The 24114-nt window shown below is 40.2% G+C and carries 18 protein-coding genes; 10 read left to right on the forward strand and 8 right to left on the reverse strand.

Going from position 1 to position 24114, the window contains the following annotated elements:
* Positions 1-168: 168 nt before the first annotated feature.
* Positions 169-1473: an NAD(P)/FAD-dependent oxidoreductase gene (locus H5203_RS18930; protein ID WP_145239791.1), complete on the reverse strand. Its 1305-nt coding sequence runs from the start codon at positions 1471-1473 to the stop codon at positions 169-171.
* 267 nt (positions 1474-1740) lie between these two features.
* Here H5203_RS18930 and H5203_RS18935 point away from each other — a divergent pair, with 267 nt between their 5' ends.
* From H5203_RS18935 to H5203_RS18945, 3 genes are all read left to right on the forward strand, one after another.
* Entirely contained in the window at positions 1741-3690 is a 1950-nt protein-coding gene (locus H5203_RS18935; protein ID WP_182758601.1) for an ATP-dependent DNA helicase RecQ, read from the forward strand.
* 45 nt (positions 3691-3735) lie between these two features.
* Positions 3736-4062 (forward strand): YkgJ family cysteine cluster protein, encoded by a 327-nt coding sequence (locus H5203_RS18940; RefSeq protein ID WP_089369063.1) that lies wholly within the window; start codon positions 3736-3738, stop codon positions 4060-4062.
* Between the two features lie 88 nt (positions 4063-4150).
* Entirely contained in the window at positions 4151-4531 is a 381-nt protein-coding gene (locus tag H5203_RS18945) for a VanZ family protein (protein WP_145239785.1), read from the forward strand.
* 564 nt (positions 4532-5095) lie between these two features.
* Here the strand turns inward: H5203_RS18945 and H5203_RS18950 are convergent.
* Genes H5203_RS18950 through H5203_RS18960 form a run of 3 tightly spaced genes read right to left on the reverse strand, consistent with a single transcriptional unit; the run spans position 5096 to position 8583 of the window.
* A complete protein-coding gene (locus H5203_RS18950) occupies positions 5096-6460 on the reverse strand; it encodes a TrkH family potassium uptake protein (RefSeq protein ID WP_182820131.1) in 1365 nt (454 codons plus the stop codon).
* Positions 6461-6462: 2 nt separating this feature from the next.
* On the reverse strand, positions 6463-7116 hold the full coding sequence (locus tag H5203_RS18955) for a TrkA family potassium uptake protein (RefSeq protein ID WP_145239779.1): 654 nt from the start codon (positions 7114-7116) through the stop codon (positions 6463-6465).
* Positions 7117-7128: 12 nt separating this feature from the next.
* Positions 7129-8583: a TrkH family potassium uptake protein gene (locus tag H5203_RS18960; protein WP_182820132.1), complete on the reverse strand. Its 1455-nt coding sequence runs from the start codon at positions 8581-8583 to the stop codon at positions 7129-7131.
* Between the two features lie 205 nt (positions 8584-8788).
* Here H5203_RS18960 and H5203_RS18965 point away from each other — a divergent pair, with 205 nt between their 5' ends.
* Both H5203_RS18965 and H5203_RS18970 read left to right on the forward strand, forming a co-directional pair.
* A complete protein-coding gene (locus H5203_RS18965) occupies positions 8789-10114 on the forward strand; it encodes a DUF4118 domain-containing protein (protein WP_182820133.1) in 1326 nt (441 codons plus the stop codon).
* Entirely contained in the window at positions 10107-10775 is a 669-nt protein-coding gene (locus H5203_RS18970; RefSeq protein WP_149981938.1) for a response regulator, read from the forward strand. Before H5203_RS18965 ends, H5203_RS18970 begins: the two co-directional genes overlap by 8 nt.
* Positions 10776-10791: 16 nt before the next feature.
* On the opposite strand, the gene H5203_RS18975 is transcribed toward H5203_RS18970, so the two are convergent.
* From H5203_RS18975 to H5203_RS18985, 3 genes are all read right to left on the reverse strand, one after another.
* Positions 10792-12414, reverse strand: coding sequence for a methyl-accepting chemotaxis protein (locus tag H5203_RS18975; protein WP_145239767.1), 1623 nt, complete (start codon positions 12412-12414; stop codon positions 10792-10794).
* Between the two features lie 277 nt (positions 12415-12691).
* Entirely contained in the window at positions 12692-13309 is a 618-nt protein-coding gene (locus H5203_RS18980) for a glutathione S-transferase family protein (protein WP_145239764.1), read from the reverse strand.
* 46 nt (positions 13310-13355) lie between these two features.
* Complete coding sequence (locus H5203_RS18985) at positions 13356-14387, reverse strand: NADP-dependent oxidoreductase (RefSeq protein WP_145239761.1); 1032 nt, start codon at positions 14385-14387, stop codon at positions 13356-13358.
* Positions 14388-14646: 259 nt separating this feature from the next.
* Between H5203_RS18985 and H5203_RS18990 the strand changes: the two genes are divergently transcribed.
* The 5 genes from H5203_RS18990 to H5203_RS19010 all read left to right on the forward strand — a co-directional run bounded on the left by H5203_RS18990 (position 14647) and on the right by H5203_RS19010 (position 21087).
* A complete protein-coding gene (locus tag H5203_RS18990) occupies positions 14647-15072 on the forward strand; it encodes a hypothetical protein (RefSeq protein WP_145239758.1) in 426 nt (141 codons plus the stop codon).
* A gap of 13 nt (positions 15073-15085) precedes the next feature.
* Positions 15086-15928: an SMP-30/gluconolactonase/LRE family protein gene (locus tag H5203_RS18995; RefSeq protein WP_145239755.1), complete on the forward strand. Its 843-nt coding sequence runs from the start codon at positions 15086-15088 to the stop codon at positions 15926-15928.
* A gap of 244 nt (positions 15929-16172) precedes the next feature.
* Positions 16173-16313: a hypothetical protein gene (locus H5203_RS19000; protein WP_182732401.1), complete on the forward strand. Its 141-nt coding sequence runs from the start codon at positions 16173-16175 to the stop codon at positions 16311-16313.
* Positions 16314-16856: 543 nt separating this feature from the next.
* Positions 16857-19496, forward strand: coding sequence for a TonB-dependent receptor (locus H5203_RS19005; RefSeq protein WP_182820134.1), 2640 nt, complete (start codon positions 16857-16859; stop codon positions 19494-19496).
* A 73-nt stretch (positions 19497-19569) separates the two neighbouring features.
* A complete protein-coding gene (locus H5203_RS19010; RefSeq protein ID WP_259401977.1) occupies positions 19570-21087 on the forward strand; it encodes a glycoside hydrolase family 10 protein in 1518 nt (505 codons plus the stop codon).
* A 213-nt stretch (positions 21088-21300) separates the two neighbouring features.
* Here H5203_RS19010 and H5203_RS19015 read toward each other — a convergent pair whose 3' ends face one another.
* Positions 21301-24045 (reverse strand): TonB-dependent receptor domain-containing protein, encoded by a 2745-nt coding sequence (locus H5203_RS19015; RefSeq protein ID WP_182820135.1) that lies wholly within the window; start codon positions 24043-24045, stop codon positions 21301-21303.
* Between the last annotated feature and the right edge of the window lie 69 nt (positions 24046-24114).

Raw genomic sequence — 24114 nt, forward strand, 5'->3', positions numbered from 1 at the left:
AATCAGCTAAAAGCAGAAACAAGCTTTAATAAAGGCATGCCCGCAAAACAGAAAAAAGCTATGCGCAGTACAGATTACCTTGAAAAGATATTGAAATCATAGATTTTTTTCATGCTCTTGCCCTGGTGTGTAAGTGAAGCGGCGGCTCCACTTACTCTTGTTAGTTGCTTAATGTAATTTCATCTTTGGTCTAACGACCCGGAGCACTTTTTCGCTGATCCATAATGCAAAGGTTTTGGCGCTGCCGTGGATAGCGCGTTGGTGCATGCGATAGAGCGAAATATACATAAAGCGGGCTATCTTGCCTTCAATAAAAAAGCTATTACTAGTGAGGTTGCCCATTAAGCTCCCCACGGTACTGTAGCGTGACAAATTGACGAGCGAACCATGATCGCTGTATTCAAAGCCAGTTAACGGCTGTTGGCGCAGTGTCGCAATTAGGTTTTTTTCAACACATTGTGCCATTTGATGGGCTGATTGCGCACGAGGCGGTACTAATTTGCCATCTTTTTGTGTAAACGCGCAACAGTCACCTAATACAAAAATGGTGTCATCGCTATTACTTTGCAAATAGTCGTTCACCATGATTTGGTTATTACGAGTTAGTTCAAAAATCCCGAGATCTTTTATAAAATCGGGGGCTTTTACACCCGCTGCCCATACCATAATGTCGGCATCGATTTGTTCATCATCTTTAGTGATGAATCCTTGATTTGTTGCCTGCTTTACTTGGGTGTTTTCTCTAACGTTAACACCAAGCTTTAGTAGCTCTCTTTTCGCTGAGTTTGCTATACGCTCTGGTAGGGCGGGTAAAATACGCGGGCCTGCTTCGATTAAATGAATGTGTAAGCGCTTTGCCGACATATTTGTCAAACCATAAAGTTTTAATAAGTCAGAAACATGATACAGCTCAGCTGAGAGTTCAACGCCTGTTGCGCCACCGCCAACAATGGCAATATTTAATGCATGCTGTGGGTTGTCGTCTTGATGTAGCCGAGTAAAGTTATCGAGTAGCGCGTGCTGAAAGCGTTCCGCTTGTTGGTTTGAATCAAGATAAAAACAATGTTCTTTAATACCGGGTGTATTGAAGTCGTTACTGACGCTGCCGATGGCAATCACCAAGTAGTCATAATGAACGGTGCGTTGTGGTAAAATTTGATGGCCAAGTTCGTCATTAAAGGCACTGAGTGTGATGGTTTTATTAGCGTTATCAAGGTTGCAAAAAGTGCCAAGTTGAAAGTTATAATGATGTTTTGCTGCGTGTGCTGAGTAAACTACCCCATCTAAATCGGCATCTATAGAACCCGTTGCTACTTCGTGCAGTAAAGGTTTCCAAATATGGGTGCGATTTTTATCAATTAATAGAATGTCGGCGTGTTTTTTCTTCCCTAGTTTATGCCCTAATTGCGTTGCGAGCTCAAGGCCGCCGGCACCGCCACCGATGATCACGATTTTAGGATGTGTGGTTATCATTTCATTGCCCTCAAAAGAATTATACCTAAATGCTCTTATGATGATGAAACGTATAGAACACTTAGGTATTGAGCTGAACAAAAATGTTCAAAATACCTTTTCAAGCAACGCATTTATAATGCGCCTTTTCCCACGATTTGTCAGTAAAATTTAATAGGAACAAATAGATAAGCCAAGAAAATAGAGCAAAAAAAAGTTACCATGGCAAACATTGCATTTTCAAACTATGATTTCCTTTATTAGGGAATATGAATAAAGGGAAATATTATGAGCGGATCGATACTTTCTTCACTTGAGCAACACTTTGGGTTTAGTCAATTTCGTCAAGGTCAGCAGCAAACCATAGAGCAACTGCTAAATAACCAATCATCATTGGCAATTTTCCCCACTGGATCTGGTAAGTCATTGTGTTATCAGTTAACTGCATTGCATTTACCTAATCTAACGCTGGTTGTTTCGCCATTACTTGCGCTGATGAAAGACCAAATTGGTTTTTTAAATAACAAGGGAATTTATGCCGCAAGCCTTGATTCAAGCCAAACTACAGAGCAAAGTCACACAGTAATGAGCGATGTGCGTGCCGGTAAAGTGAAAATCTTAATGGTCTCGGTAGAACGTTTTAAAAACGAGCGATTTCGTGAATTTATTAATCAAGTGGCTATTTCAATGCTGGTGGTTGACGAAGCTCACTGTATTTCCGAATGGGGCCATAATTTTAGGCCTGATTATTTAAAACTGCCGCGCTATCGTGATGAGCTCAATATTCCCTTGGTATTATTATTAACGGCCACCGCCACTAAAAAAGTAAAGCGTGATATGAGTGAACGTTTTGCAATTACCCCAGAATGCATTGTACAAACTGGGTTTTATCGGGCTAATTTAGACTTATCGATACTCAGCGTGAAAAGCGCTGACAAAGCAAGTACATTGGCTAATATTGTGCGCGAGCAAACGGGCCCAGGGATTGTTTATGTGACCTTACAACATAGTGCAGAGCAAGTCGCAGAAGCGCTTAGCCGTAAAGGCTTACACGCTGTGGCTTATCATGCTGGGCTTGAAGATACTCTGCGTTATGGTATCCAAGATGATTTTATGGCGGGTAAAATTAATGTAGTAGTGGCCACGATTGCTTTTGGTATGGGGGTTGATAAATCAGATATCCGTTTTGTTATTCATTATGATTTACCAAAGTCGATTGAAAACTACAGCCAAGAAATTGGTCGTGCAGGGAGAGACGGACAACCATCGCAGTGTTTTACATTGGCCAATTTAGATGGCTTAAACACGGTTGAAAACTTTGTTTATGGCGATACCCCAGAGCTTAGCGGTATTGAGCATGTGATCAACGATATTCGCCAACACCAAAGCGATCACTCAAAAGAAAGTCAGCAATGGGAAATGCAAGAATACAGCCTTTCAAGTGATAGTAATATTCGCCAATTAGCGCTTAAAACCTTGTTAGTACAATTGGAAATGCAAGGTGCAATAACACCACTTTATGCTTATTACGCCGACTTTAAATATAAGTTTTTGGTTGATAAAGCCGCTTTACTTGGTCACTTTGATGCTGATAGACAAGCATTTTTACAGTTAATATTTAGCCATACCCAATTTAAAAAAATCTGGGGCACACTAAATTTTGACACGCTTACCCAAGCCGCTCAGGTGGATCGCAAACGCGTTGTTGCAGCGCTTGATTATTTAGCAGAGAAGAATTTAATAGCACTTGAAACAAAGCGAATCACCCAAGTCTATCAAGTACATAATGAGGTAATCAGTAACCCTGAGCTGGCTAAGCAATTACACAGCTATTTTGTTGATAAAGAGCAAGCTGAAATTAAGCGTATTGCGGCACTTATTCGCTTTTTCGAGCTTAAAACATGTTTGAGCTATAACCTTGCTCGTTATTTTGACGACCATCAAGCGCCACAGCAATGCGGCCATTGCTCAGTATGTAGAGGCCAAGCTGTAACACTTGAATATTCACTCGCTCATAGCTTTGCTAACGATGCTGTAATTTATCAAAAGGTTGATGAGTTACTTAGTCACCTCGCCAGTAAAGGTATACATAATATAGGTATTGAAACCCAATGCCGCTTTTTAGCGGGAATGAGCGTACCGTTATTTGCGCGTAACAAAGTGCGTCAACTCAGTGGTTTTGGTTTGTGTGAGCAGCAGCGTTACAGTGAAATAAAAACGAAATTACTGGCGCGTTAAATTCACTCAGGTATGCTAGGGGCTTATTCTTAAAAGTAAGCCTTTATGCCCCAGATTGTTCACCCCGATGAAACCGTCATTGCAGTAAAAAATATTACATCAGCCCCTGAGCCTGTTACTTGTGCTAATTGCCAAGCATGTTGTTGTCAGTTAGAAGTGCGTATAGTGACCGACACTGGCGTGCCGTTTCATTATATTGAATATGATAAATGGGGCAGCGAAGTGATGAAACGCGCCGATGATGGTTGGTGCCAAGCACTCGACCGCAATACCTTAATGTGTTCAATCTACGAAAACCGCCCGTTAGTATGCCGCGAATTTGAAATGGCATCGGACGAGTGCATCACCGAGCGTGACCTTGCAGGGATCTGATGGTTGCTTTAGCAGTAGATTACTAAGTGATTGAATCATAATCGCTATTCGGCTATGGTTGGTAACTCAACAATAGCATTAAACAATCATGCATAAATTAATCACTATTGTGTCAGTTACTTTTCTTAGCTTTACTATATGGGTCATATACCAAGCTAATACGGGGCAACATAGTATTTTCTTTGAGCTTGTTAAAATTATTCCTTATGGCGATAAAGTAGGGCACTTTTGTTTATTTGGTTTGCTTACTCTAGGTGCTAATTTTGCGTTTAAGCTAAAATCATATTCAGTATTGTCATGCAATTTGTATATTGGTTCGAGCGTCGTGTTTCTATTCGTTTTATTGGAAGAGCTAAGCCAATACTTCATACCTAGTAGAACCTTAGACATCGCTGATCTAATTGCTGATGCTTTAGGTATCCTCACTTTTAGTTTGATAACCAAGCTGATAAATAAAGGTTCGCGCTGACGAGTTTTGTTAGCTTACATTAGTTGATTACTGCAAATGAACTGCTTTTTCTCCTGCATAGCAAGCGCTGGTTTGAAGGTTTTTTTGTCGTTAGTTTATTAATGTATCGATAGTTAAATTTTATTCAATTCAATTCAGAACCATTAACCAACCTCATATTCGTTATGCAAGCTCTTAAACCATCATGGTTAATTTTTGGCTGTATTCCATAAATTAATAATGGGTGTCTTTGTTATTTTCCAATCAATTTTTAGTCTACCTATTACGAAATTAAGATGGGTGTCTGTGTTATTATCTTTATGCAAGCTCTTAAACCATTATGGTTAATTTTTGGCTGTATTCCATAAATTAACAATGGGTGTCTTTGTTATTTTCTTGTTATTTTCCAATCAATTTTTAGTCTACCTATTACGAAATTAAGATGGGTGTCTGCGTTATTATCTGTGTTTTTAACCTATGAAAATCGTCTGTTAGTATGTGGCGAATTTTAAATGGCATCAAGCTAGTACGTCACTGAGCGAGTATTAGCTGGGATTTAGTTTGAGATTCTCCCAGCTCTGCTATTTAGCCAATCGATAATTGTGCGCTTGGATATCTTAGTTTCCTACTGCGAGGACTCGCTAAAAAGTAGGCAATGGTTAAGGGGCCAATCCTTCCCATAAACATTAAAAACATAATGATAAATTCGCCCAGCGGAGAAAGAGAAGCAGTTAAACCCCGAGACAATCCTACAGTGCCAAGTGCGGACACAGCCTCAAAGGCGACATCTAAAAAAGGCGCATCTTCAACAATCAGTAAAGTAAAAATAGCCAGCCATGTTATACCCGCTGAAACAAGGGTTAAAGCCAGTGCTTTATAAACAGATTCTTTGTCGATTTCTCGGCGTAACACAGTAACGCCTTTATCGCGGCGTAAGTAGCTGTAAGTTGCTAAAATCAACACCACAAAAGTCACTACTTTTATACCACTTGCGGTACTGAGTGAGCCGCCACCAATAAACATTAACATCATTGTTAATGCGGTACTGGCATTTCTCAGCTCTTCTATAGCAATGGTATTAAATCCAGCTGTACGCGGTGTTACGGCTTGAAACCAAGCAGCTAGCCATTTACCGACTTCTGACAAGGGTTGCAGTGTTTTTGGATTGTCATATTCAATAACGTAAATCAGCATCAGCGCTACAATATTGATGATAACCGTGCTGATCAGCATTAACTTACTATAGGTGCTAAGGGCTGCCCAACGTTTTGATTTATACACATCCATAAGTACCGTAAAACCTAGGCCACCGATAATAAACAAACCAGTAATGGTAAGATTGATCACGGGATCGTCAACATACTGCATTAGGCTGTTGGGGCTAAGCGCAAATCCCGCATTATTAAATGCACTAATGGTATAAAACAACGCATGGAAAAAACTGGTTTGTAAGCCCAGCTCAGGGAGCCAGTACAGCGTTAAAATAACAACACCGAGTGACTCTATAATGATGGCAAAAAGCAGCACTGATTTTGCCGTACTCAAAAGTGTTGATGTATCTGTTTGATTAAAAGCGGCTTTAGTCACTGTTTTTTGAATAAAGCCAACTTTGTTACCCAGTGCCAGCAAGGTTACCACTGCAAATGTCATCAAACCCAAGCCACCAAGTTGAATTAATAGCGCGATCACCCCTTGGCCAAAAGGGGTAAATGTGGAGCCTGTGTCTACCACAACTAATCCGGTGACGGTTACCGCCGATGTTGCAGTAAAGGCACTTTGTATCCACGAAATAGGTTCATTGGTGGCAAAAGGCAGCTTTAATGCTAAAGCCCCTAGTGCGATTAATATCAAAAAGCTGCAGCACAAAATAAGCGGCGGTGCAGCATTGATTTTTTTATTGCCGCTAGGGCTGCGTTCGATAGCAGTTTTTAGTGGATGCCATAAAACCATGGTTATAACAGCCTTGGCGCAAGATAGTTTAATTGTACACGGTTACCAGATAACAGCAGCGTGTCGTATTCGAGCAATTCAAAGTCATCCGTTAATTTTACAAATGTTTGTTTGCCTCGTTTAACCAGTAGCGGGTCAATTGACGCTTTGATTTCTTTTAGTAAATGGCCTAATTGTGTTTGATGTAAATGCGCTTTGATACTCACTTCTACCACGTATAAACCATTACCTAAGGAAATATAATCATTCACTATTGGGTAGTTTAGCGCTTGTGCAACGCGCACTCCCATTTCTTCTTCTGGGTGAATAATACGCGAGACACCCAACTTTGATATAATCGTATGATGCGCTTTGGTGCTGGCTTTAACCCATATTTGTTTAACCGCTAAATTTTTTAGTGCTAAGGTACATAATATGCTGGACTGCATATCTTCACCAATTGCGACTAAGACCGCTTCACTATTTGCTAAATCGAGCTCCTTTAACGCCGCTTCATCTGTTGAATCGCATACCACTGTCTCTGATAAGTGCTCAACATACTTTTCGGCGAGTTTTGGGTTGCTATCAACGCCAGTCACTGTGTGCCCTAAATGAATCAACTCAAGACTTGCTGCAATGCCAAAGCGGCCTAAACCAATAACTGTAAAATGTGCCATAGTATTCCTTCGTTACTTTTTCCAAAAGCTATGAGTAAAAAGTGCAAAAACAGTAAAATATTCTAACCGACCCACGATCATAGCGACCGAGAGTATCCAAATACCGGTGTCTGAAACTGGTTGAAAGTTAGCGCCAACTTTACCAAACCCAGGGCCAAGTACATTGACGCATGCAGCTACCGCAGTAAATGCACTCCAAAAATCAAGACCTGTTGCCATAAGCAACATTGTAAACAGTAAGCTTGAACCAACAGCAAAGGTCATAAATGCCATAATTGCATGGCGTACATCTTCTTTAACGGGTGAGCCTTGATATTTAAGTGTAAATATCGCTCTTGGGTGAAGTAGCTGTTTAATATTGTTATTAATCATTTTGCCAACAATAATGTTACGAATTATTTTATTTCCGCCAGCCGTTGAACCTGCACAACCACCAAGATAGCCGGCAATAACCAGTAAAAACCCAGCCTCAGCTGGCCAGTCAGTAAAGCCTGCTGCGCCATACCCGGTGCTGGTAATAAAAGAAATAATATGAAATGTAGAGAAACTAAATGCTTCAAGTACATTTGAGTAGCTGTCTTTAAGCAGTAGCATGGTGGTTAAAAGAACCGATAAAAGCACGACTATATAAATAAAATAACGCGTCTCTTCATCATGATAATAACTAGTAATGGCTCTTTTGTGCGCTACTTTGAAGTGCAAGGCAAAGTTAATCGCTCCTGCAAGCATAAATACATTAGCTATCCACAGCAGTAAGTGGCTGTGGTAATACCACATACTGGCATCATGGGTTGAAAAGCCCCCAGTTGAAACCGTGGTAAAGGCATGTGCAATCGCATCGTAAAAACTCATTCCGCCAGCATAATAGGCTAAAGTACAAAGTACGGTGATTGCTAAATAAACGCCCCATAAATAATGAGCGGTACTGGCAACGCGCGGAGTTAATTTTTCGTCTTTAATGGGGCCTGGTGTTTCTGCTTTTAATAATTTCATGCCACCAATATTCAACATAGGTAAAATAGCCACTACAAAAATTACAATGCCTAAACCGCCCATCCATTGTAAGAATTGTCGATACAATAAAAAGCTAGCAGGCATGTTATCGAGCCCTGATAACACCGTTGCGCCAGTGGTGGTTAAGGCGCTGATTGACTCAAATACCGCGTCGCTAAAGTTAACGCCAGTGATGACTAGAATAGGAATGGCGCCTAACACACCGGCTATAATCCACGTTACTGTGGCGTAAATAAGTGCGTCTCTGAATGTTGCGGCGGTTAGATCAGTTTTACGTAAATTGATAAGTAGCACTAAAGCCACAGAGATCATCGTTGCGCCAGGAATAAGAAACGCGCTAATAACTCGGTCTTTAAAAATAAATAATGAAAGCGCTGCAAAGACCAGTTGTACCACTCCCATCCAAATAATAGGAAAGGCGAGTAGTCTTAAGGTGATTTTCCAATTTATCATCAATACGCCTTATCAAATACCTATAGCAGGTAACACGCAATCACTAAAGTTGAGTTGAATATACGGGATCAAATAGTAAAGTCAGCGCTGCACTGCAAAGCTTTATAAAGATTTTATAAATGAGATAAAAAACTTTATAAAAACTTTATAGAGGCAATATTGAAAAGGCAGTAACCTATGTAGTTAATTGTCAGAGGAATCGTTAATGAATCAAGTGCAGGGCAAACCAAGCAAATATAAAGCATTTTTTTTGGCGGTGATAATGCCGATCATTGTGGTTATGGCGATTTATCCGTTACGAGATTGGTTTTCGACCACCGACATCGTGATGCTACAGCTGTTATGGGTCGCCTGGGTTGCAGTTCGCAGTAACCGACGCGTTGCAGCCATTACCACCTTGGTCAGTGTAGCGTGTACCGATTGGTTTTTTGTTACCCCGTATTTTACTTTTCATATTGAAAATATTGAGTATCTAGTTACTTTTATCGTGATGCTCATTGTGGGATTGATGATCAGCCAGTTAGCGGGCGAATTAAACACTAAGGTGCGAGATGTACAATTACACGCGAGTAATAGTCGAACACTGTATGAGCTGGCTAAAGGATTAAATAGTTTAGACACACTGGATGATCAAAAGCAGTACTTTCAGCAGCTTATTAGCGAGCATTTGGTCATTACTTGCCAATTTCAACAAATGCGTCAGCAAGTGGCAGGCGAATTTATGCTATTAAGTGATAAAGAGCGAAGTATGGGGGGGTTTGCTTTTGCAACGTTACTGTCTGAAGGACAAAAGAGCTTCGTAAATACCGCAATTTCATTGTTGTATCAGGTACATGAGAAAACATTACTGAGGCAGCAGTCGGCGGCAATTTCAGTTCAAGCTGAACTCGAGCGTGCTAAAAATGCATTATTACGCAGTTTATCTCATGACTTGCGCACGCCACTGGCAACTATTATGGGCGCCTCAAGCATGTTGGCCGATGATGAGATCACACTCAGTGAAGCGATAATAAAAGAGCAGGCCGGTAATATTTATGAGCAAAGTAAAATTCTTAATCAGCATTTTGACAAGGTGATGGAGCTTAGCCGAGTAAATAAAATGGGCGAAAACCTGTGCTGGCAAACAATTAACTTGCAAGCTTTGCTAAGCGAAGCAAAAGCACGTAGGCAGCAGCAATTAGCGCATTTTGTGGTAACAACAAATATTGATGCCAATTCGAGCTGCCAAGGCGATGTGACACTGTTAGAAATAGCACTGGCAAATATGCTCGAAAATGCATGGCGTTATGGTGATGGTGAGGTGGTTGTTGAATTTACCCAAAGCCGTTACGAGTCAGCGGTGAGTTATCAATTACTATTGAGCAATAAATTAATTAGCAAGCCACAGGCAAGTGCTGATGAAGGTGTAGGGCTTGGCAGTGTAATTTGCGATGTAGTTGCTAAGTTTCATCAAGGCACATTTTCACTGACGATAGATAACGATACAGAAATGGCCTTGGCAAAATTAATCTGGATAAAAAATAATGACTAAAATCTTAATACTTGAAGATTCTCCGCCGTTGCAAAGCTTTTTAAAAACCTTACTGCAAGCCAGTGGCTATGAGCTGAGTATTTGTGATAAAGGGCTGGATGGTTTTGCACTTTTAAGTGAGCAAAGTTATGACCTTGTATTATTAGATTTAGGGCTTTTGGATATGGATGGTCAAGACTGGCTAGTGGAGTTTAGGCAATGGAGCCAGTTACCGGTATTAGTACTCTCAGCCCGTGATGGTGAAGTGGAAAAAGTCACGGCGCTTGATAATGGGGCCAATGACTTCCTGACTAAACCTTTTAGCGCCAATGAACTATTAGCGCGTATTCGGGTGTTACTGCGTACTAATAATCAAGTCAGTTTTGCGTTGCAATGTGGCGACATTTGTATCGACCCAAATAAGCATATTGTACGTGTTGGTGACAATGAGGTTAAGCTGACTAAAAAGGAATATGCAATCTTACTGTTATTATTTCAAAATAAAGATAAGGTATTGACTCATAATGCAATATTAAGCCATATATGGGGAGAGCAATATATAAACCGCCCTGAATATGTGCGTGTGCATGTAGCGCAGCTAAGGCAAAAATTAGAGGCAAATCCCGCAAGCCCAAAGTATTTACTTACTGAGCCTGCGGTAGGATATAGATTAGTAGATTAAAGTATTAAAGCGCTCTTTAGTTCACTTTGAAATAGCTAATGTACTGCTTCAGTGTTTTTGATAACTCAGCCAATGCGACTGCTTCTTGTGCATTGTTTTTTAAGGATAAACTGGTTTCCTTGGACATGTTAGCGATTTCCTCTACACCAGAACTAATTTCTGACACTGTGGCAACTTGCACTGATGTTGAGTCGACAATTTCAAGTACTTTTTCCAAGGAATCATTGGCTTGTTGTTGTATCTCTTGCAGTAGTTGATTGGCTTCATCCATCAATAATAAACCACTTTCTACTTGTGGTACTGTGGTTTCCATCGCAGTGACAGATGCTTGGGTATTATCTTGGATCTGTAAAATCATTTTCTCAATATCACCGGTCGCATCACCTGTACGTTGGGCGAGTTGCCTAACTTCATCAGCTACAACGGCAAAACCACGTCCAGATTCGCCTGCACGAGCGGCTTCAATAGCTGCATTTAGCGCTAGCAAGTTAGTTTGATCTGAAATACTACGTATCACACTTAATATATCACCAATGTTTTTAACATGATTTTGTAGTATGTTTACTTGTTTGACTGTTGCTTTCACTGTGGTTGATATGCCGCCAATTTCGGTTGCTACTTTTTGCACCGATTGACTACCTTGTTGTGATAATTGTGCGGTAATTTTTGAATTATCTTCAGTTTGTTTTACTGCGCTGGCAACTGAGTGAATGCTATGGCTCATATTGGCTAAATTGGTGACGGCAGAGTTAGTTAGCGTAACTTGATTATCTGCAGCATAAAGTGCTTGTTGTGAGCCTGAGGCGACACTTGCTGAATGAGATGAAAGCTCTTGTGAAGAATCAATAATGCTATTGACGATAGCTTTCAATTCTTTTTGCATTACTTGAACTGATGCCATCATACTATTAGGGCAGCAGGAATTTATTTCAGTGGTTAAATCACCTTTAGCGATACGTGCAATTACTTCTGCCGCTTCTTGTGGTTCACCGCCTACTGCATTTTTAATTTTTGAACTAATAATATAGGCAATTACGGCGCCAATAATAACAGCCAGTGCAGTTAATGAAATCATCCATAGCTCAAATGAGCTGGTTATCTCACGTGTTTTATCCGTTAAATTATGATTTGTTTGCTCTTGCAGATTGATGAATTGATTAATGCTGTCCAACCATTCTACAAATGAGGGACGCGCATCGGTTAATAATAGCATAGTTGCGTGCTTTATATTATTAGCACGTTTAGCGGCGATAATATTTTCCACTAAGGGGAGGGTATGCTCTTCTATTTTATCAATTTTTTTCATTAGGGAGCGCTCGTGATCAGTCATTTGATCAACCAAGCTCGCCATTTTTTCATGCGATATTTGGTAATTGTTATTGAGCTCATTTATTAAGCTAATCGTATCGCTTAAATCACTAGCATTTGTTAATATCACCACATCCCGTATTGCTATTGCCCTATCATGTACTGCGCCCCTAAAATCAATAGCATAACGCTGCTTAACAGAATTTATATCGTTAATTTCAGTTATATTATTGTCAATTTGATTTACTTGAGATGTGCCAATAATGGTTAATGTGAGCATCATTAATAAGATCACTCCAAAACCAGTGGCGAGGCGCATATTTATGGTCATATGTTTTCCAGTATTATTTGGTGCGATTTTATATTGGCTGATTATAACTCAACGTAATTCGTTAAGTGGAATGACTTATAAAACGAATTTACTTTTTTAATAATCAGTTATGTATAAATAATGTTAATGCTTAGCAATTAATGTGCAGTAGTCAAATTAATGAGCAACTGCACTTTTTGAATTATAATGCTTTAAAAAATCTATCTCGATAGACCGAACCGGAATGAGTGCATCGCTTGGCTGTAAAACCACCTTCAACAGCCAAAACAAAACTAATTTAGTCGTACTTTGCTTCTAACTCATTAGCGGAATGAAATTTCTCGTGAGTTTGTAATTGCTCATCGTATTTAACGAGATTTTTAAAATGTGCTAGTTGGCCTGCATTTTTAACAATTTCAACAATAAATGACATCATAAAATCAGCACCGGTTAGAGAGTCACCTACTAAGTAACGCTTCCCTTCTAAGCGGTCATTAAAGTAACTAATAACTTTTGCGGTTTCTGCATCGGCATAGCCTTCTAAAAATTGCGTTTTAGCGCCATCTTTTTGCACAAACATTTTTAATAATAGCGGTAAAATTGCTGAGCTTTCAGCGAAGTGCAGCCATTGCTGGTAGTCAATATAGTCTTTACTGTCACTGCTTGGCGCAAACTTACCGTTACCGTATTTACTGATCAAATAGTCTGTGATCGCACCTGATTCAGCAATTATTTGGCCATTGTCCTCAATCACTGGTGATTTGCCCAGTGGATGAATCGCTTTAAGCTCATCAGGAGCTAAAAAGGTTTCACGGTTGCGTTGATAAGCCACAATTTCGTAGTCAACGTCTAGCTCTTCGAGTAACCAAATAATACGTTTAGAGCGTGATTTATTTAAATGATGTAACTTGATCATAGTGTTCCTTGTAAGCGCAGTAATAACTGCGCTTGAAAAATAAAGTTTATAGTGGCTGGTTAACTTGTATTACAGTTTTGCCAAAGTTTTTGCCATCCAGCATATCGTTAAAAGCAGACACTGTATTATCAAGCCCGGTTATTAAATGTTCACGGTATTGAATTTTCCCTTCGCTGAGCCATTTTTGCATATCTGTGGCGAACTCATCATAACGATGACCATAATCATCAAAAATAATAAAGCCTTGCATACGAATGCGCTTAGAGAGAATTTGCCCCATCAGAGCCCCCATACGATCGGGTCCTTGTGGTAACTCAGTCGCATTATATTGCGACACTAAGCCGCATAATGGTACGCGAGCAGCGGTGTTTAATAGTGGTAATACGGCGTCAAAGACTTTTCCGCCCACATTTTCATAATAAACATCAATCCCCGTATCACATGCCTCAGCTAACTGCTTGGCAAAGTCATCGCTATGGTGATCAATACAGGCATCAAAACCAAGCTTTTCGACTGCGTATTGGCATTTTTCACTGCCGCCTGCCACACCGACTACTTTACAACCTTTGAGTTTAGCAATTTGCCCAACAGTTGCACCTACTGGGCCTGTTGCAGCAGCTACGACCACTGTTTCACCTTCTTTCGGTGCGCCAATATCCAGCAGCCCCATATAAGCAGTAAAGCCAGGCATACCCATAATACCTAATGCATACGATGGATTATTTGGCTCTTTGCCTAATGGCATTAATCCTTCGCCATTTGAAATCGCATATTCCTGCCAGCCTGTATAGGCTAGTACCCAATCGCCTTTTGCAAACTTGTCGTTATTTGATTGCTCAATTTGACATACGGTTGCGCCAACCATGACATCGCCAATTTCTACCGGATCAGCATATGATTTCGCATCACTCATGCGGCCACGCATGTAAGGGTCAAGTGATAAATAAATGGTACGTAGTAATACTTCGCCTTGTTGTAATTCAGGCATTTGTACGCTTTTAATAGCAAAATTATCAAGTGTTGGCGCACCATGAGGACGAGATTTAAGCGTAAGCTGTTTATTGGTAATAGATTGCATAATTTTTTTCCGTATCCAGTTAAAAAGAGCTGCGTATAAGTACTGTAAATCTAAATGCTTAGTTGTCTGCAGCGAGTTAAATGCTTAACGTATGAACTTAGGGCTAAGGTGAGCAAATTCAATGCTGCGTATGGATTAGTTTATCGCTGTGCAGAGAATCATTTTTGCAGCAGTGCAATAGTGGTGATTTGTTCTGCCATTTAAGAACAAGTTGTGTTAAAAATAACCTTTAGATAGATGTTGTTAGCGAGGGAATGAAATGAAAATACAACTGTTGGTTTTACTGCCACTACTAGTCAGTGCTTTTGTGAGCGGTTTGGTAAAGGCAAATGATGAAGTATTGTCGGTCGATCAAGTTGCGTTACAGGGAATGCAGTTTAGTTTTGAAAATGATGCGAAAATTACTCCAAAAAAAAGTGATTTTACAGTGGTTAATTCCGTTTTTATGAGTAGTGAGCAAGGCCGACGAGTCGCAGTGGTGACAATTCGTAATGACGCGTCAGGTTCACGCATTTTACAAGCGGAACATATTATGGCGTTATTTGCTGATGGGCGGCGAGTTGCCCCGATTTCCTTGGCTGAAAACATTAAACTAGAGGATGGCGAGCAACGCTCATTAACGCTGTCGTTTGGCGAAGACAATTTCCCTATTTTGAGCATCTTCACCAGTAATAATTTAAATTAGGAATAATAATAAAATGAAAGCGATGATCTGTGGATTGAGCTGTGCAGCACTTTTTAGTGCCACCAGTATTGCGCAGCACAGTAAGGAGTTTGTGCCTGATAATGTGTTTACTCAAGGCGTTGAAGGACCTGTTTTTTATAAGCAGCATTTATACGCAGTTAATTTTGCTGAGCAGGGCACCATTGGTAAGGTTGATAACAATGGTAAAGCCAGCTTATTTTTAAAGTTGCCAAATGACAGCGTTGGTAATGGTTTGCAATTTGATAGCCAAGGTAATCTCTATATTGCGGATTATGTAAATCATAATATTTTAAAAGTGCCTGCTAATAGTAAAAGCGTTGAGGTTTTTGCTCATAATAAAACCATGAATCAACCAAACGATATTGCGATTACCAAACGCGGTGTATTATTTGCCAGTGACCCTAATTGGGCTGATGCTACCGGCAAATTATGGCGTATAAATACAGATGGCAGTACTCAATTATTAGAAGATAATATGGGCACCACCAATGGTGTGGCGGTTAATAACAGCAATAGTAAACTCTACGTAAACGAAAGCGTGCAGCGGGTTATTTGGCAGTATGATCTTGATAGTGAGCTAAACATCAGCAATAAGCAGCCGCTGATCACATTTGACGACCATGGTATGGACGGCATGCGTGTTGATAACCAAGGTAACCTGTATGTTGCCCGTTATGGCGCAGGTGTTATTTTAAAAATTAGCCCCGCAGGTAAGATATTGCAAACCTATACTTTAACAGGGCAGCATCCAACCAATGTGGCATTTAATGACCAGCAAACCAAGCTGTTTGTAACTATGCAAAAACGCGGTGCGATTGAAGTGATTGAGTTTTAAGTAAATTGGAAAATTTGAAGCATTTAATATCAAGTCTTTTGCATCAACAGAGAGTTTTATGCTTGGCTTGAAGAAAATCATTTTGATTGTGCAGAGCTATGGATTGATGGCATTAAAAAATCCTTAGATGGTGATTCGTACTTACCATGTTTTACTCTTCGCAGATCAGATCTAACAGTGTTTGGTCAAAAACTAAAACTATGTGGCACAGTTAATTGAATCGGGCTTAATGTAATAAGCCCAAATGATCCCAGTGTGTTTGGCAAAAGCTTATGAGCGCTGGGATACAGCGTATTCGATATCAAACGAAATGCAGTTCCCTGATGATTTTTTATTAGCGTTAGATGCAAAACCCCAAGCTAAAATGTTTTGTGGCGTTGAGTAAAGCAACTAAACATATTATTTATCATGCGCTGCAATTAGCCAAAAAACCAGCAACGCGGGAGCCGTCGAGCTGCTAAATATTTACTGAAGCTCGAAAACCAGCAAAAACCTCAGTAGCTACAATAACAGATCAGTACTACTTGCTTACAAGGCCCCCTAAGTTATCGACAAAGTAGTCCAATTTGCCAATTCTGCGCCAACCTAATTTAAATTACGGTATCTTACTACTGCGTAATTTAAATTAACCTCGAAGTTCACTATATCGTTAATCTTTTGTTTTAATTGTACTTATTTATAAGGCTCTCATTTTTCATAAATTTAAGTGCTTTATTTAGATAGCGACTAAAGGACATTCTGTGTATTTTTGGAATTATAAATTGTAAATATTTATTAATTTTGGAATAAATTATATTGATCTTGTGTGTTTTTTTGACTAAGTTAACAGCAGGTAACAAAACTATAAAATATGTCTTGATTTAGCTATTTTAAATTAGCTGAAGCCGTACAAGTACTTTGCAATATAAAAAGGTTAAATGCTTATACTATGAATAATAAATTCCACACAATTACAGCTCAATTCAAAAAATCATTACTCGCCACTTTGGTTATTTCAGCTTCTAGTACGGCTTTTGCTAATGATGCAGAGCAATTAGACAAAGAAAACTTAACAAAAGAAGATATCGAACGTATAGAGGTAAAAGGCTACGCTGCGTCTGTCGAGAAGAGCCTCAATATGAAACGGTTTGCTAACAGTGTTGTTGATGCGGTATCTGCAGAAGATATCGGTAAATTCCCTGACCAAACGGTAGCCGATGCCCTGCAACGTATTCCGGGTGTGCAAGTTGAAAAAGACTTAGGCGGAGAAAGTGACCGAGTAAGTATTCGTGGTACAGCACCCCATCTAAACATTACCTTATTAAATGGTCAGAGTGTTGCTTCAGCGACGGCATCAGCGTCTATCACTCGTCCATCACGTGGTTTTAACTATTCACTTTTGCCTGCAGAGTTAGTCGATACTTTAGAAGTGTTTAAGTCAGCTGAGGCTGATGTTGATGAAGGTTCAATTGGCGGCACTGTGGTGGTTAGAACACGCAAGCCACTGGACAGTGAATCTAACTATGCCGCATTGTCAGTGAAAGCATTTCATTTTGAAAATGCCGATGAAACTAAACCCTATATTTCAGGTTTATATTCTTGGAAAAATGAAGCAGAAGACTTTGGTTTTAATGTGGGCTTTGTGCGCAAAGAACTCGCAACCCAAAGAGACAGTAAAGAGGTAAGATTTGGTTACCGAAGTACAGATGCCAATGGTGATGGCAATAATGAGTATTACCCTGGGGCAGTAGGTTATAATCGCTATGCCAGTGACTCTGATTTAAATACAGTGACGGCTACCTTGCAATACGCGCCTTCAGCAAACTTAGATATCGTATTTAATAACTTGTATTCAAAATCTGAGCATGAGTCATACGGTACTTATTCGAGTGGTTTTATATTACAAAACATTGGCAATATTGAGCAAGCTGATATTGTCGATGGTACTGTAGTTGCTGGGACTTTACCTGCCCATAATAATTTAGGCTATTACGGAAATGCCGGATACCAAGGTGAATTTAAAACTCAAGCTCACGATATTAAAGTTACCTATGCAAAAGATAACTACACTCTGACAACACAGTTTGGCTATAGTAAAGCTGAAGGCGCAGTAAGTGACGTATATTCAGAATACTACGCAAACACTGACGCTTCGTACAGCATCGAAAATGGTATGCCCGAAGTTGTATTATCAGATTCTCTTACGCCTGCCGATTATCGCTTAGACTACAATCATAAAAATGATATCGCGAATGATTCCGATGAAAAATATGTGCAATTTGATTTTGAGTATCGACTCGATAATGATTACTTTACGGCGATAAAAACTGGGATCAAATACCGAGAACACAGTAAAGCCGCAAACTTAATTAAAGCAAATTATCCTAAAAAGGGGGCTGATGGCAGTACGAATAATTTAGGCCAGTTTGCAACTACCACAGTTAATGATTTTATGGGTGGTGAGAATGCCATTTTATGGCAATTTGATAATGCCGCTTATAGTAATTGGATTGCTTCTACCGAACCATCAACAGCGCCTTATGAACATCTAGATTATACATATGACTTGCAAGAAACCATTACTGCCGGTTACGTAAAAGCATTGTTTTCATTCAGTGATATTCGCGGTAACTTAGGTGTTCGAGCTGTCAAAACCGATGTTGACTCGCAGTCACTACAATATACGGGCCGTAGTTTTGATCCGCAAAATATCGAAGAAGTTGGTTTTTCTACTAGTTATGACGACTTTCTACCGAGTTTAAATATCGCTTATGATTACAGTGATGAGATCATCCTGCGTTTTGCTGCAGCAAAAGTTATGTCTCGTCCAGATTATGACTTTTTATCAGCGCGTAAAAGTGGTTATTGCACTGCAGCAACAGGCTGTAAGGGTAATGAAGGTAATCCTGATTTAAAACCATATCGTGCTTCGCAATATGACTTATCAGCTGAATGGTATTTTAATGAGTCATCTATCTTATCATTAGCTTACTTTTATAAAGATATCGATTCATACATTACAAATAGCACTGTTGATAAAGAGTGGATGTGGACTGATCCAGATACCGGTGCTGAAGAACTGCGTACTTTCTTGATCACTCAACCATTAAATGGTTTAGGCGGCGAAAACTCAGGCTTTGAAGTTAATTATACGCAAAAGCTAGGTTATGGTTTTGGTATTCAAACTAACTATACTTACTCAGATGCAGAGCTTGAGCAAACAGCTGAGCAGGTCGCTGCAGGAGAAGAAGCCGTTCTGCCTAATAATTCAGAAGATACCTTCAATGCCACAGTGTATTACGAGAATATGGGCTTTAGTGCAAGGGTTTCATATACTTACCGTTCTGAATACTTTTATACAACTTATTTAGGACTCAACCAGTACATTGATGACTTTGGTCAATATGATTTGAACCTTAGCTACAATGTGACTGATAATCTGAATGTGGTATTTCAAGCCATTAATTTAACCGATGAAGACCAGCGTTCAATGTCAAGTAACAGCACTGGTATGTCAGATAGCAATCGTCCACTTGCTATTCATAATTATGGTCGTAGATTCTTACTCGGCGCCCAGTATAAATTTTAATTCCCCCCATATACGATATAAATAGCCGATAGTCCTCACTATCGGCTATATTTTTTCACTTATTAGGAAATCAATGATGATCCGAGTAATTTTCTCTGTGCTCATATCTGTTACTTTAATCGCTTGTCAGTCCGCTCCTTTAACACCTACTACTAAACAACAACCTAACCCACTGCTTGCAATTATTCATACCGAAGATGTTGTTCGTGAATTTCGCGCCGCATGGGTTGCGACTGTTGCGAATATTAACTGGCCGCAGCAACCAGGCTTGCCTGTTGATGAGCAAAAACGTCAAGCAATAAAAATATTAGATACGCTGCAAACGAATAATTTTAATACAGTTATCTTTCAAGTTCGGCCACAAGCTGATGCACTTTACCAAAGCTCAACTGAGCCATGGTCTTACTATTTAACCGGTAAGCAAGGGCAAGCGCCGGAACCTTTTTATGATCCGTTGCAATTTTGGATTGAACAAGCGCACAAACGGGGTTTAAAGCTGCATGCGTGGTTCAACCCTTATCGCGTTCATCACCCATCGGGTGGAAGTGTCAGTGAGCAGTCAATGAGTGTGCAAATGGCTGAAGATGTCGTACAGCTTAAAAATGGTATGCACTGGTTTATTCCAACTAATCAGTCTGTTATTGATTATAGTATTACGACGTTATTAGAATTGGTAGAAAACTATGACATTGACGGCCTTCATTATGATGATTATTTTTATCCTTATCCGTCATACAACGAAGGTGAAGACTTTCCTGATCAAAGCCAATATTTAGATTATCAAAAACAAGGAGGTAAATTAAGTAAAGGTGACTGGCGTCGAGCTGCCGTGAATCAATTTACAAAAACGCTCTATGAGCAAGTAAAACAGCTGAAGCCACATGTACAAGTAGGTATTAGTCCATTTGGGATATATCGTCCAAAGCAACCGGCTACGATCCGTGGTTTAGATCAGTATGAAAAGCTTTATGCCGATGCCAAACTATGGCTAAATGAAGGTTGGCTTGATTATTTTACTCCGCAATTATATTGGCCTATCAACCAATACTCGCAAAGCTATCCATTGTTAATTGCGTGGTGGCAATCGCAAAATACTCAAAATCGTCATTTATGGCCAGGTATCAACACACTGATAGCAAATACGGATGCAGGAATCGACGAAGTCGTTAACCAAATTATGATCAATCGGGCGATGCTTAATAACTCGCCAGGCGTTGTATTTTGGAATGTAAAATCATTAGAAAAAGCTGACTTTTCTCAGGTGATAGAAAAGGGCGTGTTTCAACATCAAGCATTACTGCCGCTATCAAATTGGTTACCAGTTCAGGAGGTGAGTAAACCTGCAGTGAGCTATAACCAATATGCACAGGTGACAAAACTGAGTTGGCATCATGCGCAACCTGAGCATGTATTTAAAACGCTTGTTTATCTTAAATATGGCGATGATTGGCAATATAAAATTTACCCATCAATAATGCGCTCAATCACAGTTGAGAATAACAACAGTGGACTTGCGCTTTCACATATCCGAGTTGTTGCTGTAAGCCGTGATGAAATGCTTAGCGAGCCGATAGAGATACAGTTTGAGTAATGCCTTGTTTAGCAAGCAAAGTGTAATGCAACAATCACTATTAGCAAATCTCACGCGAGCACTGAGCAACTATACAGCATCTTTACTTAACCGTTAAAATTACGGTTTCTATCGCAGCATAGCTTTGATTAACATTGAACCAAGAAAAAGCGCACCGGGCAGGGTGCGCTTTAAGGGTTTAATCCTGTGTTGCTATGAGCAATTTGGGATTAACTAAAAACTCGGTGAGTAACGAACTGCAACGCCCACTGTACGGCCAATAACGCTGTAATCACTCACAGTATTAAAGTGGTTAGCGCCAATTTCAGGTGTTGGTGGTGCTTTGTCAAACAGGTTATCGATACCAAAGTTAACGGCGATAGTGTCGGTTGCTTGCCACGATGCAGCAAAGTCCATGTAGTCTTGTGCTGAAATTGTTTCTGTTCTATCTACAGCGTAGTCTACTTCACCGATTCTGCGCCAGCCTAATTGGAAGTTCATGGTATCTAGCTGCCAATCAAAGGTGGCGCGGTGTTTATAATCGGCTTGTAAGATACTCGCAAAATCACCTGAACAAGCACTACCATAAGTACCTTTACAATCAACTTCGGCTACGGTGCTATTATTTTGGCGAGTTTGTTTTGTTACAAAGTTACCTTGGTATGAGAGCCTAAAGCGACCGCCTAAATCCATTGGTGCATCAAATACATAGTTGGCTGCTAAATCGATACCAGCTTGTTCAATCGCTGCAAGGTTAAAGTCATTTACGATCGCGGTGCTAATAAAGCCTGTGTTTGGATCGCGTAATACTGCGCCACACAATGGGTTATTAGGATTTGGATCGTCAATATAACAGCTCTGTAATGCTGCACCTGGCTGGATTTGGCTTACTGCATCAGTTACGCGAATGCTGTAATAATCTATAGATACATCGAAGCCATCGATATAACTGGGTGTGTAAACCACGCCTAAAGTATCTGATTCAGCTTGTTCTGGTTTTATATCTGGGTTACCACCGTAAGTATAAGCGGCAGAGCTGCTATCAAATTCAGTACCAACTGCAGGTGCGCCAAATGCAGCACATTGTGCTGCGTCACCCGTACCTAGCAAACATGGATCGCCATTAAAACGACCTGCTAAACGTGGCACGAATTGGTCGCTATCTTGATCAAACAATGCCAGTGAAAGAGAGGTGATTGGGCTGGCAAATTCACCTAAGTTAGGTGCTCTAAATGCCGTAAGTTTATTCGCACGGATACGGATATCATCGTTAATTGCCCAGTTTATGCCCAGTTTATAGGTGTCTTCTGCTTCAGTGTTTGAGTAATCAGAAATACGATACGCGCCCTCAAAACTAAGCTCTTTTGCAAATGGCATATCAACTAAGATCGGCACTAATAGTTCTGCATAGAACTCACTACTGTCAAAACTGGCATCCATATCAAAGGCGCTAACAGCGGCAAAACTAGTGCCATTTCTAAATGCATCTCCCGGTGTTTGCTTGCCCGTTTCTTTGCGGTATTCATAACCAATTGCAAAATCGACATAACCGGCAGGTAGTTCAAATATGGCACTTGAATCACCTGATAAGGTGGCAGCAAACACGCTCTGCGTTCGCTCGCGAGTGGTATAAAGTAGTGGGTCGCTAAATTCGCCTAGATCTAAATTAGGATCAAAAATATCCATGGTATTGGCTATACTGGCAAAGCGACTATTGCCACTTTTATCGGTTTTGTAAGCATTTTTATAGATCGTTGCTACTTCATCGGTTTGACCATACTGACCATAAATATCGTAACGTAAATAATCGTTAATATCGCCTTTTAAACCCAGTTGAAATTGCAATGAATCTCGCACGGCTTCAGTATGCTGTACGCCAAGGCCTAAATTACGTTCAACATTGACTAGCGCATTACCATCAGCATCAAAGGTGAGTTGTTGGCGAAGTTCATCAGGAATGTATTGGTTATCTTGTGTGAGAGTTACTTGTTCATTAACAAAAATAGGTGTTTGGCCGCTGGCTCCGGCGCCATTAACGGTTACTTTAGAATACATCGCACGGCCATAAATGATTGCGCTGTCGCTGGCATCCACATCAAATAATAAACCAGCAGAAAATCTGTCCATAGGCTGAGTTAAATAGCGGTCGCCGGTAAAGTCATTGGTTTGACGATCGCTCACGACTTGGCCTGCATCATTAATCGCTAAACTATTACCACTGGCAACATCGGTGTAAAACCCGCCGCTATTAATCATAGTCGCGCCATTCTCTAAGGTATAATCACGTTCACCAGCAAGTAACTCTTTACGTTCAGAATAACCAAGGTAGCCAGTAATATGGCCACTACCATCAGCTATATCGCCACCAAAAATGGCTTCAAAATTAAGTTTTTCATTGCCACCATCAGCTGTTTCATAACTACTTGAAAACTCAGCGCCGGTAAAGTCATCATCAAGCACAAAGTTAACCACGCCAGCTACTGCATCGGCGCCATAAACAGCAGCTGCACCGCCTGTTAAAACATCAACACGTTTGATCAAACCGGCAGGAATTGTATTGACATCAACTGAGTTACGAAAACTAAATGGCACAGCGCGCGTACCGTCAATTAATACCAAAGTTCGGTTTTGACCAAGGCCACGTAAATCAATAGTCGATGAGCCAAATGAGTCACCTACCGTTGCACCTGTACTATTAGCTCCCGCTGCAGCTTGTGGTAATTTTGCGGTAATATCTTCCACATTCACCGCGCGATCTAGGTGTATTTGTGCTTCGTCAACACTTACTACTGGACTACTTGAAACTAATTCCGTTCGCTGAATTCGAGAGCCAGTAACAGTAATTACTTCAGGTTTTTTTTGCTGCACTTCTTGCTGTTCAGCGGCCAATAAAACAGGGCTAGTAGTAGCAATAATTGCCAGTGCAATTGGAGATAGCAGGTGGAGTGGGCGCATTGAGTTAGGTTTGCAGTGTTTCATGGTCTGTTCCCGTGGTTATGTATTTTTTGCTATTATGAATTTTATCGTTGTCGGTACACTCAGTGTGTT

It is taken from the genome of Pseudoalteromonas sp. SG41-1 (assembly GCF_014164575.1).
Taxonomy (GTDB): Bacteria; Pseudomonadota; Gammaproteobacteria; order Enterobacterales; family Alteromonadaceae; genus Pseudoalteromonas; species Pseudoalteromonas rhizosphaerae.

Coding starts and splice junctions, on each gene's coding strand:
- H5203_RS19000 (WP_182732401.1), top strand. CDS start 16,173: ATGATCCCAGTGTGTTTGGCAAAAGCTTATGAGCGCTGGGATACAGCG.
- H5203_RS18990 (WP_145239758.1), top strand. CDS start 14,647: ATGAAAATACAACTGTTGGTTTTACTGCCACTACTAGTCAGTGCTTTT.
- H5203_RS19015 (WP_182820135.1), bottom strand. CDS start 24,045: ATGAAACACTGCAAACCTAACTCAATGCGCCCACTCCACCTGCTATCT.
- H5203_RS18930 (WP_145239791.1), bottom strand. CDS start 1,473: ATGATAACCACACATCCTAAAATCGTGATCATCGGTGGCGGTGCCGGC.
- H5203_RS18960 (WP_182820132.1), bottom strand. CDS start 8,583: ATGATAAATTGGAAAATCACCTTAAGACTACTCGCCTTTCCTATTATT.
- H5203_RS18935 (WP_182758601.1), top strand. CDS start 1,741: ATGAGCGGATCGATACTTTCTTCACTTGAGCAACACTTTGGGTTTAGT.
- H5203_RS18955 (WP_145239779.1), bottom strand. CDS start 7,116: ATGGCACATTTTACAGTTATTGGTTTAGGCCGCTTTGGCATTGCAGCA.
- H5203_RS18965 (WP_182820133.1), top strand. CDS start 8,789: ATGAATCAAGTGCAGGGCAAACCAAGCAAATATAAAGCATTTTTTTTG.
- H5203_RS18970 (WP_149981938.1), top strand. CDS start 10,107: ATGACTAAAATCTTAATACTTGAAGATTCTCCGCCGTTGCAAAGCTTT.
- H5203_RS18975 (WP_145239767.1), bottom strand. CDS start 12,414: ATGACCATAAATATGCGCCTCGCCACTGGTTTTGGAGTGATCTTATTA.
- H5203_RS18980 (WP_145239764.1), bottom strand. CDS start 13,309: ATGATCAAGTTACATCATTTAAATAAATCACGCTCTAAACGTATTATT.
- H5203_RS18945 (WP_145239785.1), top strand. CDS start 4,151: ATGCATAAATTAATCACTATTGTGTCAGTTACTTTTCTTAGCTTTACT.
- H5203_RS18940 (WP_089369063.1), top strand. CDS start 3,736: ATGCCCCAGATTGTTCACCCCGATGAAACCGTCATTGCAGTAAAAAAT.
- H5203_RS19010 (WP_259401977.1), top strand. CDS start 19,570: ATGATGATCCGAGTAATTTTCTCTGTGCTCATATCTGTTACTTTAATC.
- H5203_RS18950 (WP_182820131.1), bottom strand. CDS start 6,460: ATGGTTTTATGGCATCCACTAAAAACTGCTATCGAACGCAGCCCTAGC.
- H5203_RS18985 (WP_145239761.1), bottom strand. CDS start 14,387: ATGCAATCTATTACCAATAAACAGCTTACGCTTAAATCTCGTCCTCAT.
- H5203_RS18995 (WP_145239755.1), top strand. CDS start 15,086: ATGAAAGCGATGATCTGTGGATTGAGCTGTGCAGCACTTTTTAGTGCC.
- H5203_RS19005 (WP_182820134.1), top strand. CDS start 16,857: ATGAATAATAAATTCCACACAATTACAGCTCAATTCAAAAAATCATTA.